Origin of the sequence: Halorubrum halodurans (assembly GCF_002252985.1) — an archaeon.
GTDB lineage: Archaea > Halobacteriota > Halobacteria > Halobacteriales > Haloferacaceae > Halorubrum > Halorubrum halodurans.
Map to the genome: position 1 here is coordinate 1 of NZ_NHPJ01000050.1, position 13,812 is coordinate 13,812.

Below are 13,812 nucleotides of genomic sequence, written 5' to 3' on the forward strand. Positions count from 1 at the left end.
CCGCGGCGTCGACGACGACCTCGTCGCCTTCGCCGACGACGCGGGGGTCGACGACCCGAGCGGCGAGCGCGCCTGAGACGGCCGCGCCGCTAGAGGCCGAGCTCGCGACCCAGCACGACGTGTTGGATCTCGCTCGTCCCCTCGCCGATCTCCATCAGCTTCGCGTCCCGGTAGAACCGCTGGGGGGCGAAGTCGGTGGTGTAACCGTAGCCGCCGAGCGTCTGGACCGCCTCCTCCGCGACCTCGCGGGCGGCCTCGCTGGCGTCGAGCTTCGCCAGCGCGGACGCCTTCGTCACCGGCTCGCCCGCGTCGTACCGCGTCGCCGCCTTGTGCGTCAACAGCCGCGCGCGCTCGATCTGGCGGTACATGTGGACGACCTTGTCGCGGATCGCGTCGAACTTCGCGATCGGCTTCCCGAACTGCTCGCGCTCGCCCGCGTACTCCTTGGCGGCCTCGTAGGCCCCCTGCGCGAGTCCCACGGAGAGCGCGGCGATGGAGATCCGCCCGCCGTCGAGGGTCTTCATCGTCTGTGCCCACCCCTCGCCCTCCTCGCCGAGCAGGCGATCGGCCGGGAGGCGGAGGTCGTCGAACCGGATCTCGCAGGTTGGCGAGCAGTTGAGTCCCATCTTCTCCCAGACGGTCGTCACCTCGAAGCCGTCGTCGTCGGGGTCGACGATGAACGTCGAGATCCCGTCGTAGCCGGCGTCGGGATCGGTGACCGCCTTCACTAACACCGAGTTCGCGACGCTCGCGTTCGTGATGAACTGCTTCGTTCCGTTCAGGACGTACTCGTCGGCGTCGGGGTCGTACTCGGCGGTCGTCTCCATCCCGGAGGCGTCCGAGCCGCTGCCCGGCTCCGTCAGCGCCCACGCGCCGATCCCGTCGCCCTCCGCCAGCGGGCGCAGCCACTCCTCCTTCTGGGCCTCGGTCCCGAACGCCTCGATCGGCTTCGCGCCGAGCGAGGTGTGTGCCGCGTAGGAGAGCCCGATCCCGCCGGAGACGCGGCCCAGCTCCTCGGTCACGAGCGCGTACGTGAGCTGGTCGCCGCCGAGCCCGCCGTACGCCTCGCTCACGGGGACGCCCATCACGTCGAGGTCGGCGAGGGACGCGAACACCTCCTCGGGGAACCGGTGGTCGTCCTCGATCTCCTGGGCGATCGGCCGGATCTCGGCCTCACAGAACTCCCTGACGGTGTCCCTGATCATCCGGTGTTCCGCGGACGGCTCGAACTCCATGACGAGAGGGTTCACCCGCCGCGAGCATAAACGGCACGACGGTCACGATCGATCGGGTCGGTTTCGGGGCGGCTCGCGACCCGTGTTGCCCGTGCTCGCGATCCTTTATGCGTCGCGGGCGCGTGAGCGGTTCGTATGGAGTTCCGCCGACTCGTCCGCGGGACGGTGAGCTGGCCCGAGCTGGAGCGGGTCGTTCGCGAGTTGGCGGACCGGTACGACCGCGAGAGCGTGCGCGTCGAGTTCCTCGACGCCGACAACTGGCTGTCGATCCCGTTCGTCCTCGACGACGACCTCTTCGTGAAGGTGATCACGAGACAGAACACGCTCGTCCACACGCTGTTCACCACCGGCCGGAACCTCGGCGCCTTCTCGGCCGGCACCGAGGGGTTCTTCGAGCGCCACGAGACCCCCTACGAGATGGCCCGCCACGAGCTCGAGGCCACCCGGAAGGTCCGCGAGATCGGCGTGAACGCCCCCGAGCCGATCGAGGCGTTCGAGGTGGACGAGTTCGGCGTCCTCGTGTTGGAGTACCTCCCCGAGTTCCGGACGCTCGACGAGGTCGACCACGAGCGGGAGCGGAAGCTCGCGCCGGAGCTGTTCTCGACCCTCCGGCGGATCCACGACGCCGGGCTCGCACACGGCGACGTCCGCGCGGAGAACGTCCTGGTGCTCGACGGGGAGGTGTACGTGATAGACGCCACGAACGTGAGCGAGGACGGCCGCGAGGACGCCCGCTCGTACGACCTCGCGAGCACGCTCGCCGCGCTGGAACCGCTCATCGGCGCGCCGGCGGCGATCGACGCCGCGCTCGCGAGCTACGATCCCGCCGAGCTGCTCGCGGCCCGCCGGTTCCTGGACTTCGTCGCGATCCGCCCGGACCACGACTTCGCCGCCGCGGAGCTCAAAGGCGAGATCGAAAAGCGCGCCACCGCGGAGCGGGAGGTCGCGTCCGAGACCGACCGCTCGACGTAGTCGGCGAGCGGCGTCGCCCGGCGGCCGTCAGTCCTCGAGCGACTCGCGGAGCACGGCCGCGACGCGCTCGATCGGCGGCCCCGCGAGCGGATCGACGGCGACGACCCGCTCGCGAGGGCGGCCGACCGGCCGCGCCACCCGCGCGGTCTCGACCAGACCGGCGTCGATCAGGCGGCGCTTGATCCGGGTGAACGTCGAGGGGCTCCCCAGGCCGGCGTCCTCGCAGGCGCGCCGGAGGGTGCGGTCGTGCGCGCCGTGGCGCGCGCCGACGGCGTACGCGCGGATCCGCGGTCCCACGGGGTCCGCCGAGTCGAGAGCGGGCCCCGGATCGAGCAGGCGGACGACGTCCGCGGCGGCCGCGGCTCCACACCGGTCCGCGAAGGCGGCGTACACCCGACGGCGGCTCGGCGTGTCGATCCGGTACGGGTCGGCGTCCGCGACGATCGGCTCGTACCGGTCCCGAAGCGTCGGATCGTCGCCGACGCGACGCCACCGGGGGGCCGACTCGTCGGCGGCCTCGACGAGGACGCAGCCGCCGTCGTCGCCGACGAGGAGGGCGTTCGGCTGGGGGTCCGGGAGCGTCAGGAGTTCGAGCGCGTCCGCGTCGGCGAGCGCCGCGAGGCGGCTCGCCTCCCGGAAGCCGCTCGCGACCGACTCGAACGCGACGGGAGCCGCGAGCACGGAGGTCGAGGGGAGGTCGGTCGACGGCGTGGCCGCGTCCGACCCGCGGGCGCTCGATCCGTCGGCGGCGGCCCGGAGGGCGGAGACGTCCGGATCGACCAGGTCCGGCGCGGCCTCGCGGTACGCCTCGACGACCGCCGAGAGGAGCGACGACGCCGGATCGACGAGCAGCGGGTCCGCGAACGAACCGATCGACAGCGACCCCTCCGCGGTCGGGATCGCCGGTTCGGCGGGCATGGCTCACGGTTCGGGGCGGTCGGATTAAACGCGGCGGTGGTGGAGGCCGACGACGCTACTCCCGAACGGTGACGGCGCCCTTCATCCCGACCGCCTCGTGGGGCGTACAGACGTACGGGTGGACGCCGGACTCCTCGAACGTGTGCTCGAAGGTGTGGCCGGCCTCGCCGACGGTCTCGCTCTCGAACGCGCCGTCGGCGTGGGAGACGTTGTGGTCGCCGCCCTCGCCGGTCCACTCCCACACCACCGTCGTGCCGGGGGTGACCGCCACTGCGGCCGGGCCGAAGGAGAGCCCGTTCGCGGCGCCGACCTTCACGGTCACCTCGTCGGCGTCGGTGCGGTCCACGGTGGCCTCGTAGTTGCTCACGCCGTCGAACCAGCCGTCGTAGTTCGGCTCCTCCGAGAGGTAGTCGACGTCCCCGCCGCCCGACTCGCCGCCGTCTCCCCCGGATCCGTCCTCGCCGTCGCCTCCGGCACTTCCGCCGGATCCGCCGTCGCTTTCGCCGCCTCCGCCCGATCCGCCGTCGCCTCCGCCGCCTCCGCCGGATCCGTCGCCGGCGCTGCCTCCGGAACACCCCGCGAGGAGCGTCGAGACGCCGATCGTCGCCGTGGTTCCGATGACCGTCCGCCGGTCGAGTGTGTCTCGGGTCATACGGTCTCGCGTACGGGTCGGAGGGGGATACCCCCGGTGAGCGTTCCCGCGATCCGGGCCGGGAGACCGAACAGTTCGGGTCGCCGGGATAAGGGGTCGTCACGCCGGAGCGTGATCGGGGGGACCGACGCGTCGACGCCGGGCTCGTGAGCGCAGGGCTCGACCGTCGTCGCCGGTGTCGCCGGATCGGTACGTAGAAACTCCGCGGCGGCGTGTGTTCCGACGATGGGAGACGACGCCGACGGGGACGGGAACGTGGACGCCGAGGAGCGGCTCAAACGACAGCGGAACGACCTCCGGCTACTGAATCAGGTGATGCGTCACGACATCCGCAACGACCTCCAGCTGATCGGCGCGTACGCGGAGCTCCTCGAGGAGCACGTCGACGAGGAGGGAGCGGCGTACCTCGAGATCATCAGGGAGAACACACGGAGCGCGGTGGACCTGACCGCGACGGTGCGGGACCTCGCGGAGGTCATGCTCCGCGACGAGGTGGAGACCGGGCGCGTCCCCCTCGACCGGATCCTCTCCCAGCAGGTCGAGGAGGTCCGCTCGGCGTACTCGACGGCGGTGTTCACCGTCGAGGGGTCGTTCCCGAACGAGGCGGTCGTCGCCGACGAGATGTTGAGTTCGGTCTTCCGGAACGTCCTGCGGAACGCGGTCCAACACAACGACGAGACGCCGCCGAGGGTCGAGGTCTCCGCCGCCGTCGTCGACGACCCCGACGGCAACGACGCCGACGGCGACCCCGAGTACCTCGAGGTGCGCATCGGCGACAACGGACCGGGGATCCCGACGGCCCGGCGCGAGGAGGTCTTCGGGAAGGGCGAGAAGGGTCTCGACAGTCCGGGCGCGGGGATCGGGCTGTACCTCGTCCGGTCGCTCGTCGAGACCTACGGCGGGGAGGTCCGCGTCGAGGACAACGAGCCGAAGGGGGCGGTCTTCGTCATCCGACTCCGGCTCGCGGCGTGAGCCGGAGGGCATCGAGCGCGGTCGGCGTGACCGGCGTGAGTCCGGCCATCGCGGGCGCGACCGTCGCGGGCGCGGCCGCGTCGCTCACTCCTCGTACTCCATCGCGACGGAGTTGATACAGAACCGCTTGCCGGTCGGCTCCGGTCCGTCGTCGAAGACGTGGCCGAGGTGTGAGTCACACGAGGCACACCTGACCTCGGTGCGGCGCATCCCGTGGCTGGTGTCGAGCGTCGTCGTCACGGAGTCCTCCTCGGCGGCGTAGAACGCGGGCCAGCCGCAGCCCGACTCGTACTTCGTCCCGGCGTCGAAGAGGACCTCGTCGCAGGCCGCACACCGGTACTCGCCGTCCTCGGGGAGGTGGTCGACGTACTCGCCCGAGAAGCGCGCCTCGGTGCCGCTCTCGCGAAGCACGCGGTACTCCTCCTCGGAGAGCCGCTCTCGCCACTCCTCGTCGGTCAGGTCCGCGAGGTCGTCCGCGTCGGTCGACGGCGCGTTCGTGTCGCTCATGGCGGGCGTAGGGGCCGCGTCGGTAAGGCGGTTGTGGCGGAGCCGTTGCGGATCTCGAAACGTGCCGTCCCTCGGCGATCCACGGGCGTGGACACCCTCCCGCCTCCGCGACCCGAGGGATTCAAGATACTGCCGAACGCCTTCTCCGACGATGCGTCAGGACCACCTCATCACCGCGACCCAGCTCTCGCGGGATGACATCGAGGCGGTGCTCGATCGGGCCCGCGAGGTCGCCGCCGACCCCGAAGCGTACGCGGGCCGACACGCGGGGACGATGCTCGCGCTCTGTTTCTTCGAGCCGAGCACGCGCACGCGGATGAGCTTCGACGCCGCCGCCCAGCGGCTCGGGATCGACACGATAGACATGGGCGACGTCGACTCCTCGTCGGTCTCGAAGGGCGAGTCGCTCGCGGACACCGTCCGCGTCATCGAGGGGTACGCCGACTCGATCGTGTTGCGCCACCCGAGCGAGGGCGCGGCGACGCTCGCCGCGGAGTTCGTCGACGTCCCCGTGATCAACGCCGGGGACGGGGCGGGCCAACACCCCTCCCAGACCCTGCTCGATCTCCACACGATCCGGGAGAACCACGGGCTCGACGACCTCACCGTCGGGATCATGGGCGACCTGAAGTACGGCCGGACGGTCCACTCGCTCGCGACCGCGCTGACCAACTTCGACGCCCGCCAGCACTTCATCAGCCCGGAGTCGCTGCGGCTGCCCCGGTCCGTCCGGTTCGATCTCCACGAGACGGGCGCGCAGGTGCGCGAGCACGACGACCTGGAGGCGGTCCTCCCCGAGCTCGACGTGCTGTACGTCACCCGCATCCAGAAGGAGCGGTTCCCCGACGAGAACGAGTACCACCGCGTCGCCGGCGAGTACCGGATCGACGCCGACACGCTCGACGCCGCCCCCGACGACCTCACCGTGATGCACCCGCTCCCCCGCGTCGACGAGATCGCCCCCGACGTCGACGACACCGAGCACGCCCGCTACTTCGAACAGGCGCACAACGGGATCCCGGTCCGGATGGCGCTTCTCGACACGCTGCTGGAGAACGCCGAGGCGGCCGAGGGGATGGAGGTGGACCGATGAGCGACCACGAGCTTCGCGTCTCGAAGATCCGCGACGGCACCGTGATCGACCACGTCGAGGGGGGGCAGGCGCTCAACGTCCTCGCGATCCTCGGCATCGACGGCTCCGAGGGGCTCGGCGTCTCCGTGGGGATGAACGTCCCCTCCGACCGGCTCGGCCGGAAGGACCTCGTCAAGGTCGAGGGACGGGAGCTCTCCCAGTCGGAGGTCGACGTCCTCTCACTCATCGCGCCCGAGGCGACGATCAACATCATCCGCGAGTTCGAGGTCGTAGAGAAGAACCGCGTGACCCGTCCCGACCGCGTCGTCGGCGTCCTCTCGTGTCCCAACCGGAACTGTATCACCAACGCCGACGAGCCGGTCGACACCCGGTTCGAGGTCGTCGCCGACGGCGTCCGCTGTGACTACTGCTCGACGGTGCTGCGGTCCGACATCGCCGATCACATCGACGTCTAGCTCACGGCCCGTCGCGGTCGTCGGCCTCCTCGCCCCCGTTACGGTCGTCGGATCCCCTGCCCCCGTCGCGGTCGTCGGGTTCCCCCATCCGAGCGCTCGAACGTCGATAGTTTTTAGCGACCGCCGGTCGATGGTACGCCCATGGGAACGAAAGCGAAACTCGTCGTCGTACTGTCGCTCGTGGTCCTCGCGTACGTCCTCCTCTCCGGCGATAAACAGCCGGTCGAGGTGGAGTAGGGGACCACGGGAGAGAACAGCCGCGGACGCGCGACCGCTCGGGCGCAAGCCCGCCGTTTTTACCCGTCACCCGCGTAGCGACTCGCATGTACGGGGTCGTCACGCGGAACGCCGACGAGGTCGAGATGGAGCCGTTCGACCTCGGGTGCTACGAGGTCAAGGACGTCACCGGGCGGGCGGCCGCGCCCCTCCCGAACGCCGTGAACATGGTGTCGTGTTTCGGGGACAACGCGGCCGCGAGCGAGAACCCGGAGCTCGTCCCGGTCGACGACCGCGGCGAGCCCGCGACCCGCGACCGCGAGTACTTCGACTGGGCGTACGTCTGCCCGACCCACCCGGAGTACCGCGAGGGGCTCCTCGAGATCATCGAGGACTGCGCCGCCGAGAGCGACGACGTGCGCCTCGACGACGTGGGGTTCCCGCGCGAGGGGTTCTGTCGCTGTGACCGCTGCGAGCGGCTGTTCGCCGAGAGCGACCACGGGGAGTGGGCCGACTGGCGCGCCGACGTCATCACGGAGTTCGTCGCCGAGGCGGCGGACCGGATCCCCGGCCGGACGCTCCTCACCCTCTACCCCGACCCGTATCCCGGCCACCTCCGCGCGCGCTCCGGGCTCGACCTCGACGCCCTGACGGCGCACGTCGACGAGTTCGTCGTCCCGCTGTACGACACCGAGTACGCGACCACCTACTGGCTGGAGTCGATCTTCCGCGGGTTCCGCTCGCGGCTCGGCGGCGACTACGACCTCCACGGCGCGCCGCCGGAGACGCCCGTCTCGGCCGAGCTCTACGCCGTGAAAGTCGGCGTCGACGAGCTGATCCACGCCGCCGAGGTGGCGGAGACGTACGCGAAGGACGTGTTCTTCGGCTACGACGCCAACAACGCGGCCGCCGCGCTCCGCCGGAAGGACGCCGACGGCCGCGATGGGAAGGTCCACCGCCCGGAGTAGATCGCGATCAGTCGTCCCGCGCGAACGCCGCCGTCTCCGGCTCGATCCAGAGCGGCTCCCCACAGCCACACCGGACGCGGAACGCGTCGTCGTACCGGCGTCCACAGCGGCAACAGGTCGACCGGGCGGACGTGGTGGCCGTGGGATCGCCGGAGGGTATGCGTTTCCCCCGCGGTCGCCGGCGGGCCGGGAGCGTCCCGCCGCGACGCTCGCCCGCGCGGTGGACGACGGGAACGTGAACGAGGGTTTATGAGTGGCGGCGGACGAGACCCACGTGACCGGCCGCCGGTGTGTGACACCGCTGGTCGTCTCGCGTTCGCGTGAGGCGGTCACCTTTCAACGTCCGCACCGTAGCGGCGGTCGCCCTACAGCCGCCAGCCGACGGCTCGTCGAGGGCGGCCCGTCACTCGTCCGGTCGCGGTCGCCTCACCGATCGACCTCCCCCATGATCGTGTCCAGACTCCCGAGCGAGGCGATCAGGTCCGGGATCGCCTCGCCATCGGCCATCTCCGGGAGCGCCTGGAGGTTCGAGAAGGAGGGGCCGCGGATCTTGAAGCGGGCGGGTTTGTCGGTGCCGTCCGACCGGATGTAGATGCCGAGTTCGCCCTTGGCGGCCTCGACGGCGCGGTAGATCTCCGTATCGTCGTCGGGGCGGAGCGTCCGCGGGACGTTGGCCTGGATGGTTCGTTCGTCCTCGGGCCAGTCCTCGAGCAGGTCGACGCACTGTTCGATGATCTTCGCGGACTCCTCGACCTCGCGCATCCGGACCAGCAGCCGCGAGTAGTTGTCACAGCCGTCCTCGGTCACCACGTCCCAGTCGAGCTCGTCGTAGTAGCCGTACGGGTCGTCGCGACGCAGGTCGTAGTCGACGCCCGACCCGCGGAGCACCGGCCCCGTACAGCCGTAGTCCTTCGCGACCGCCGGCGGGAGGACCCCGGTGTCGATGGTCCGCAGCTGGAGGATCTCGTTGCGGGTGAGCAGATCGTGGTACTCCTCGAGTCGTCGCGGGAGCCCGTCGAGGAACTCGTGGATCCGCGAGAAGAACTCCTCGCGGGGCTCGGGCAGGTCCCAGACGACCCCGCCGAGCCGGAAGTAGTTGAACATCAGCCGCTGGCCCGTCAGGTCCTCGAGGATCTCCTGGACGCGCTCGCGTTCCTGGATGGCGTACATGAACGTCGCCGTGAAGTCGCCGATCACGTCGAGCGCGTACGCCCCCATCGCGAGCATGTGCGAGAGGATCCGGCTGAACTCCGCGCTCATCGTCCGGATCACCTGCGCGTACTCGGGGACGTCGACGTCCGCGAGGTCCTCGGCCGCCCGCGCGTACGCCCACTCGTTGAGCAGGCCGGCGCCGCCCCAGTCCCACCGGTCGGGGTACGGCATGATCTGGTGGCGGTAGGTGCCCGACTGGGCCATCTGCTCCTCACAGCGGTGGATGTAGCCGATGTCCGGCTCCACGCCGACCACGTCCTCCCCGTCGAGCGTGACCTGGAGGTGGAGGACGCCGTGGGTCGCCGGGTGGTGCGGGCCGACGTTGAGGAGCATCGTGTCGCTCCCGGTCGCCGTCGACGATCCGGGTTCGACGGGCTCGTTCTCGGAGAGCGTGACGATCTGCGGGCGGTCCTCGTCGTAGTCCATCGAGAGCGGGTGTCCCTGCCACGTCTCGGGCAGCAGGATCCGCCGGAGGTCGGGATGGTCGTCGTACTCGATCCCGATCAGGTCGTACGCCTCCCGCTCGTGCCAGTCCGCCGTGCGGAACACCGCCTCGCCCGACTCCGAGACCGGACGGTCCTTGTCCGCCGGCACGACGACGCTCACCTCCCGCGTCGGGTCGTCGAACGAGCGGAGGTGATAGATCGTCTCGTACCGGTTCTCGTACTCCTGGGCGGTCACGCAGGCGAGGTGGTCGTAGCCGGCTCGCTCCTTCAGCGTCGAGAGGGTCTCCTGGACCGCGTCCGGGCGGACGCGGACGGCGGGCGCGTTCAGGTGCGTCTCGCGGCCGACGATCTGTTCCTCGATCGCCGAGAACGGGTCCCGCTCCGCGTCGGCTGCGACAGCCTCGCTCGTCGCGTCGATCGACATGTGTGAACCGACGCGTCCGGGATACCCGGAGCTTCTGCCGGACCAGGACGGGTATTTATAAGCACCCGGTCGACACTGCCCGGCGTGAAGTATCTCCGAGTCGAGCTTCGGTACCCTCGCGAGCTCATGCATCCGATACACCTGCTCGTCGACGAGTCCGACGCGGTCGAGCGCGACGTTCTCGTCCACGGGACGGTGCTCGACGAGCCGGACGACACCTTCCTGTTCTACGTGGAGGGGGACATCGACGTGTACACCGACGCGCTCCGGTCCGCCGATCGGATCCGTGAGTTCGAGGTCACGCGGATCGACGAGACGGGCTACTACGTGTTTCTCACCCAGCGACGCGACCCGGTCGACGACGCGATGTTCGATCCGCTCCAGCGGACCGGCGTCGTGGTCGTCCCGCCGATCGACTTCCGGCCGGACGGGATCGCCCGCCTGACGATGGTCGGAACCGGCGAGCCGCTCCGGAACGCGCTCGCGGACCTCCCGGACCCGATCGAGACCACCGTCCTCCGGGTCGGCGAGTACGACTGGCGACAGGCGGTCTTCGATCCGGATCTGACCGACCGGCAGTTCGACGCGCTCGCGGCCGCGGTCGAGAGCGGGTACTACGACTCGCCTCGACGGGCCACCGTCGAGGAGGTGGCCGACCGGATCGACGCCGCGCCGAGCACCGCCTCCGAGCACCTCCGAAAGGCCGAGTCGGCCGTGATGGCCGCGTTCATGGACCTGCGCGAGGTGTCGTGAGGGCCGGCCGACGGGGGCTCGGCGACGCCCCCGGCCGGGCGGGGGGCTGCCCGGCACGACGCGGTCAGTGAACCGTCCGGTCGTCGCTCGTGTCGATCCCCTCGATCGGGTCGGCGTTCCCGAACTCGGGCGTCGGTCCGTCGCCGGGAGCGGCCCACTCGACGGCGTTACGGAGCACGCGCCGAACGTCGTCGTCGTGGTAGATCGGGTACGTCTCGTGGCCCGGCCGGAAGTAGAACACCCGGCCGTTCCCGCGCCGGTAACAGCAGCCGGAGCGGAACACCTCGCCGCCGGCGAACCAGGACGTGAACACGAGCGAATCGGGCTGCGGGACGTCGAACCGCTCGCCGTACATCTCCGTCTCCTCGAGTTCGACGTACTCGCCGATCCCGTCGGCGATCGGGTGGCCGGGCTCGACCGTCCACAGCCGCTCCGTCTCGGCCGCCTCGCGCCACTTGAGCGAGCAGCTCGTGCCCATCAGCCGCTTGAAGATCTTCGAGTAGTGCGCCGAGTGGAGCACCAGGAGCCCCATCCCGTCGAGGACGTTCTCGTGAACGCGGTCGACGACCTCGTCGCGGACCTCGTCGTGGGCGGCGTGGCCCCACCACGTGAGCACGTCGGTGTCCTCGAGGACTTCCTCCGTGAGCCCGTGGTCCGGGCCCTCGTCCAGGGTGGCGGTCCGCACCTCGTGGCCGGCCGCCTCGAACGCCTCGGCGAGCACCGCGTGGATCCCGTCGGGATACACCGCCGTGACGTCGTCGTTCGCGCGCTCGTGACGGAACTCGTTCCAGACCGTGACGCGTGCCATGGGAACCGTCCCGACCGGACGGACTTGTAGGCTCGCATCCCCGGCGGTCGGTCGACGGATCCGCCCCGTGATCCTCGGGCGGCGAGACCTCCGAGGGACGGCCGACCGTGGGACGGGAATGTCACGTAGCGACACATTTTATCGCTCCAGGCACGTATCCGTGCCATGCAGAGCGAGTATCGGGAGCGACTGTATCAGCTGTTTCTGACGTCCGACGCCGATACTGAAGCCGCCATCGAGCGTGCGCTCGACCTCGGGAGGGAGTATCTCGATCTGCCGCTCGGATTCGTCACCGAGATCGAGGAGGGGACGCAGTCGATCGCCCACGTCGTCGGGGAACACGACCTGATCGTGCCGGGAAACCGGTGTCCCCTCGACGAGGCCTACTGTCGGCGGACCATCGAGATCGACAGCGCGTTGGCCGTCCAGGACGCCTCGGCGTCGCAGGCGATCAGCGAGCGCGCACGCCAGGTGTTCGACCTGGGGACGTACATCGGCGTGACGATCCACGTCCACGACGAGGGGTACGGTACCGTCTGTTTCGCGTCCGAACGGACGCGCGGCGTCGAGTTCACCGAGTCGGAGGAGACCTTCGTCGAGATCCTCGCTCGGTTGATCGGACAGGCGCTCGAACGACGGCGGTTCGAACGGGAGCTGCGTGCGAGGAACCACCGTCTCGAACGGGAGCGGAGCCGGTTCGAGACGATCGCGGACACGACCTTCGACCTGCTCTTCAGGCTCGACGCGAACGGGCGGTTCACCTACGTCTCGTCGGCGTCGGAGCGGATCCTGGGGTACGCGCCCGAGGAGATGGTCGACGAACCCTTCAGCGAGTTCTGTACGGCGGACTCGATCGAACGGGCGATGAGCGCGTACGAGACGGTCAGCGGGGGTGACGACATCGAGGCGGTCGAACTCGACGTGTTGACGGCGGACGGCGGGACGGTCGTCCTGGAGGTGAACGGGACGCCGGCGACCGACGACGGCGACGTCGTCGGCGTCCACGGCGTCGGTCGCGACGTCACGGCCCGGAAGGAGGCCAAGCGCGAACTGGAGATCAAAGACCAGGCGATAGACGAGGCCCGCGTCGGGATCACGATCGCGGACGCGCAGCGAGCGGACAACCCGCTCGTGTACGTGAACCAAGGGTTCGAGCGGATCACGGGGTACGACGCGGCGACCATGATCGGCCGAAACTGCCGGTTCCTACAGGGGGAGCGAACCGACGCCGAGGCCGTCTCGACGCTGGGTGAACGCATCGGTGCGGCCGAGCCGGGGACGGTCGAGCTCGTCAACTACAGGGCGGACGGGACGCCGTTCTGGAACGAGGTTCGCGTCACGCCCGTCACCGACGACGCCGGCGGCGTGACGCACTTCCTCGGAATCCAGACCGACGTCACCGAACGGAAGCGGTCCGAGCGACTGGTCCAGGTGCTCAACCGCGTGCTCCGTCACAACCTCCGGAACGACATGGGGGTGATCCAGGGGCTCGGTGAACTGCTCGGGAGCGACCCCGACGAGGCCGCAGCGATCGGGAGCACGATCGAGACGAAGGCGGCGGAACTGCTGGAGTTGAGCGAGACGGCCCGCGAACTCGAGGAGGCGGCGAACCGGAGCGCGACCCCGTCGCGTCTCGATCCGGAGCCGCTGCTCGCCGAGATCGCTTCCCGGTACCGTCGGGAGTATCCGGACGCGACGGTGGACGTGCGGATACGGACCGATCGGGACGTCTGTGCCGGGACCGAACTACGGAGGGCCGTCTCCGAACTGCTCGAGAACGCGCTCAAACACGGCGGGTCGTCGGATCCGCGGGTCACGGTCACGGTGGAGGCGGACGGCGAGTGGGTCGTGTTGTCCGTCGAGGACGACGGCCCCGGCATCGACGAGATGGAGGCGGCGGTCATCTCGAAGGGGGAGGAACGCGCCCTCGAACACGGGTCGGGGCTCGGACTGTGGTTGGTCAACTGGATCGTGACGCGGTACGGCGGTTCGTTCCAGATCGGGTCGACCAGGGAGGGCTCCCGCGCGACGATACGGCTGCCCGAGATCGCCGACGACCAGTCGGTCGACGCCGCGGCGAAGCGTCCGACGATCCTGTTCTGGTGAGCCGTCCTCTCGTGTCCGGGAACCGGGGCGGTTCGTCGAGAACGCCGCCGGGCCGTGGAGAGCGCTCTCGCGGGC

The 13,812-nt window shown here is 70.1% G+C and carries 13 protein-coding genes; 7 read left to right on the forward strand and 6 right to left on the reverse strand.

Annotated features, from left to right (window positions below; all coding sequences use genetic code 11):
• Positions 1 to 89 precede the first annotated feature (89 nt).
• Positions 90 to 1,235, reverse strand: coding sequence for an acyl-CoA dehydrogenase family protein (locus DJ70_RS04505; protein ID WP_094530553.1), 1,146 nt, complete (start codon positions 1,233 to 1,235; stop codon positions 90 to 92).
• A 135-nt stretch (positions 1,236 to 1,370) separates the two neighbouring features.
• Between DJ70_RS04505 and DJ70_RS04510 the strand changes: the two genes are divergently transcribed.
• Entirely contained in the window at positions 1,371 to 2,207 is an 837-nt protein-coding gene (locus DJ70_RS04510) for an RIO1 family regulatory kinase/ATPase domain-containing protein (RefSeq protein ID WP_094530555.1), read from the forward strand.
• Positions 2,208 to 2,234: 27 nt separating this feature from the next.
• On the opposite strand, the gene DJ70_RS04515 is transcribed toward DJ70_RS04510, so the two are convergent.
• Both DJ70_RS04515 and DJ70_RS04520 read right to left on the reverse strand, forming a co-directional pair.
• Positions 2,235 to 3,125 carry a transcriptional regulator TbsP domain-containing protein gene (locus DJ70_RS04515; RefSeq protein WP_094530557.1) on the reverse strand — a complete coding sequence of 297 codons (891 nt, stop codon included), beginning with the start codon at positions 3,123 to 3,125 and terminating at the stop codon, positions 2,235 to 2,237.
• Between the two features lie 55 nt (positions 3,126 to 3,180).
• Positions 3,181 to 3,777 (reverse strand): halocyanin domain-containing protein, encoded by a 597-nt coding sequence (locus DJ70_RS04520; protein ID WP_094530559.1) that lies wholly within the window; start codon positions 3,775 to 3,777, stop codon positions 3,181 to 3,183.
• A 225-nt stretch (positions 3,778 to 4,002) separates the two neighbouring features.
• Between DJ70_RS04520 and DJ70_RS04525 the strand changes: the two genes are divergently transcribed.
• Positions 4,003 to 4,749 (forward strand): sensor histidine kinase, encoded by a 747-nt coding sequence (locus tag DJ70_RS04525; protein WP_094530561.1) that lies wholly within the window; start codon positions 4,003 to 4,005, stop codon positions 4,747 to 4,749.
• Positions 4,750 to 4,833: 84 nt separating this feature from the next.
• On the opposite strand, the gene msrB is transcribed toward DJ70_RS04525, so the two are convergent.
• A complete protein-coding gene (gene msrB / locus DJ70_RS04530; RefSeq protein ID WP_094530563.1) occupies positions 4,834 to 5,256 on the reverse strand; it encodes a peptide-methionine (R)-S-oxide reductase MsrB in 423 nt (140 codons plus the stop codon).
• Between the two features lie 151 nt (positions 5,257 to 5,407).
• Here msrB and pyrB point away from each other — a divergent pair, with 151 nt between their 5' ends.
• The 3 genes from pyrB (at position 5,408) to DJ70_RS04545 (ending at position 7,988) form a co-directional block, all read left to right on the forward strand.
• Positions 5,408 to 6,349 carry an aspartate carbamoyltransferase gene (gene pyrB / locus DJ70_RS04535; RefSeq protein ID WP_094530565.1) on the forward strand — a complete coding sequence of 314 codons (942 nt, stop codon included), beginning with the start codon at positions 5,408 to 5,410 and terminating at the stop codon, positions 6,347 to 6,349.
• On the forward strand, positions 6,346 to 6,804 hold the full coding sequence (gene pyrI, locus DJ70_RS04540; protein ID WP_066415447.1) for an aspartate carbamoyltransferase regulatory subunit: 459 nt from the start codon (positions 6,346 to 6,348) through the stop codon (positions 6,802 to 6,804). The genes pyrB and pyrI overlap by 4 nt, the downstream gene beginning before the upstream one ends.
• Positions 6,805 to 7,127: 323 nt before the next feature.
• On the forward strand, positions 7,128 to 7,988 hold the full coding sequence (locus DJ70_RS04545) for a hypothetical protein (RefSeq protein ID WP_094530567.1): 861 nt from the start codon (positions 7,128 to 7,130) through the stop codon (positions 7,986 to 7,988).
• A 426-nt stretch (positions 7,989 to 8,414) separates the two neighbouring features.
• Here DJ70_RS04545 and DJ70_RS04550 read toward each other — a convergent pair whose 3' ends face one another.
• Entirely contained in the window at positions 8,415 to 10,070 is a 1,656-nt protein-coding gene (locus tag DJ70_RS04550) for an NADH-quinone oxidoreductase subunit D-related protein (protein ID WP_094530569.1), read from the reverse strand.
• 84 nt (positions 10,071 to 10,154) lie between these two features.
• Here DJ70_RS04550 and DJ70_RS04555 point away from each other — a divergent pair, with 84 nt between their 5' ends.
• The gene (locus tag DJ70_RS04555) at positions 10,155 to 10,823 is read left to right on the forward strand and encodes a helix-turn-helix domain-containing protein (RefSeq protein WP_094530571.1); all 669 of its coding nucleotides are present in this window, start codon (positions 10,155 to 10,157) and stop codon (positions 10,821 to 10,823) included.
• A 64-nt stretch (positions 10,824 to 10,887) separates the two neighbouring features.
• Here DJ70_RS04555 and DJ70_RS04560 read toward each other — a convergent pair whose 3' ends face one another.
• Positions 10,888 to 11,631 carry a ThuA domain-containing protein gene (locus DJ70_RS04560; RefSeq protein ID WP_094530573.1) on the reverse strand — a complete coding sequence of 248 codons (744 nt, stop codon included), beginning with the start codon at positions 11,629 to 11,631 and terminating at the stop codon, positions 10,888 to 10,890.
• Positions 11,632 to 11,796: 165 nt separating this feature from the next.
• On the opposite strand from DJ70_RS04560, the gene DJ70_RS04565 reads away from it, so the two are divergent.
• A complete protein-coding gene (locus tag DJ70_RS04565; RefSeq protein ID WP_094530575.1) occupies positions 11,797 to 13,737 on the forward strand; it encodes a PAS domain S-box protein in 1,941 nt (646 codons plus the stop codon).
• Positions 13,738 to 13,812 lie beyond the last annotated feature (75 nt).

Bases quoted from the DNA above. Each gene is read 5' to 3' on its own strand.
- DJ70_RS04545 (WP_094530567.1), top strand. From the start codon at position 7,128: ATGTACGGGGTCGTCACGCGGAACGCCGACGAGGTCGAGATGGAGCCG.
- DJ70_RS04510 (WP_094530555.1), top strand. From the start codon at position 1,371: ATGGAGTTCCGCCGACTCGTCCGCGGGACGGTGAGCTGGCCCGAGCTG.
- DJ70_RS04520 (WP_094530559.1), bottom strand. From the start codon at position 3,777: ATGACCCGAGACACACTCGACCGGCGGACGGTCATCGGAACCACGGCG.
- DJ70_RS04515 (WP_094530557.1), bottom strand. From the start codon at position 3,125: ATGCCCGCCGAACCGGCGATCCCGACCGCGGAGGGGTCGCTGTCGATC.
- DJ70_RS04550 (WP_094530569.1), bottom strand. From the start codon at position 10,070: ATGTCGATCGACGCGACGAGCGAGGCTGTCGCAGCCGACGCGGAGCGG.
- DJ70_RS04560 (WP_094530573.1), bottom strand. From the start codon at position 11,631: ATGGCACGCGTCACGGTCTGGAACGAGTTCCGTCACGAGCGCGCGAAC.
- DJ70_RS04525 (WP_094530561.1), top strand. From the start codon at position 4,003: ATGGGAGACGACGCCGACGGGGACGGGAACGTGGACGCCGAGGAGCGG.
- DJ70_RS04565 (WP_094530575.1), top strand. From the start codon at position 11,797: ATGCAGAGCGAGTATCGGGAGCGACTGTATCAGCTGTTTCTGACGTCC.
- DJ70_RS04505 (WP_094530553.1), bottom strand. From the start codon at position 1,235: ATGGAGTTCGAGCCGTCCGCGGAACACCGGATGATCAGGGACACCGTC.
- pyrB (WP_094530565.1), top strand. From the start codon at position 5,408: ATGCGTCAGGACCACCTCATCACCGCGACCCAGCTCTCGCGGGATGAC.
- msrB (WP_094530563.1), bottom strand. From the start codon at position 5,256: ATGAGCGACACGAACGCGCCGTCGACCGACGCGGACGACCTCGCGGAC.
- pyrI (WP_066415447.1), top strand. From the start codon at position 6,346: ATGAGCGACCACGAGCTTCGCGTCTCGAAGATCCGCGACGGCACCGTG.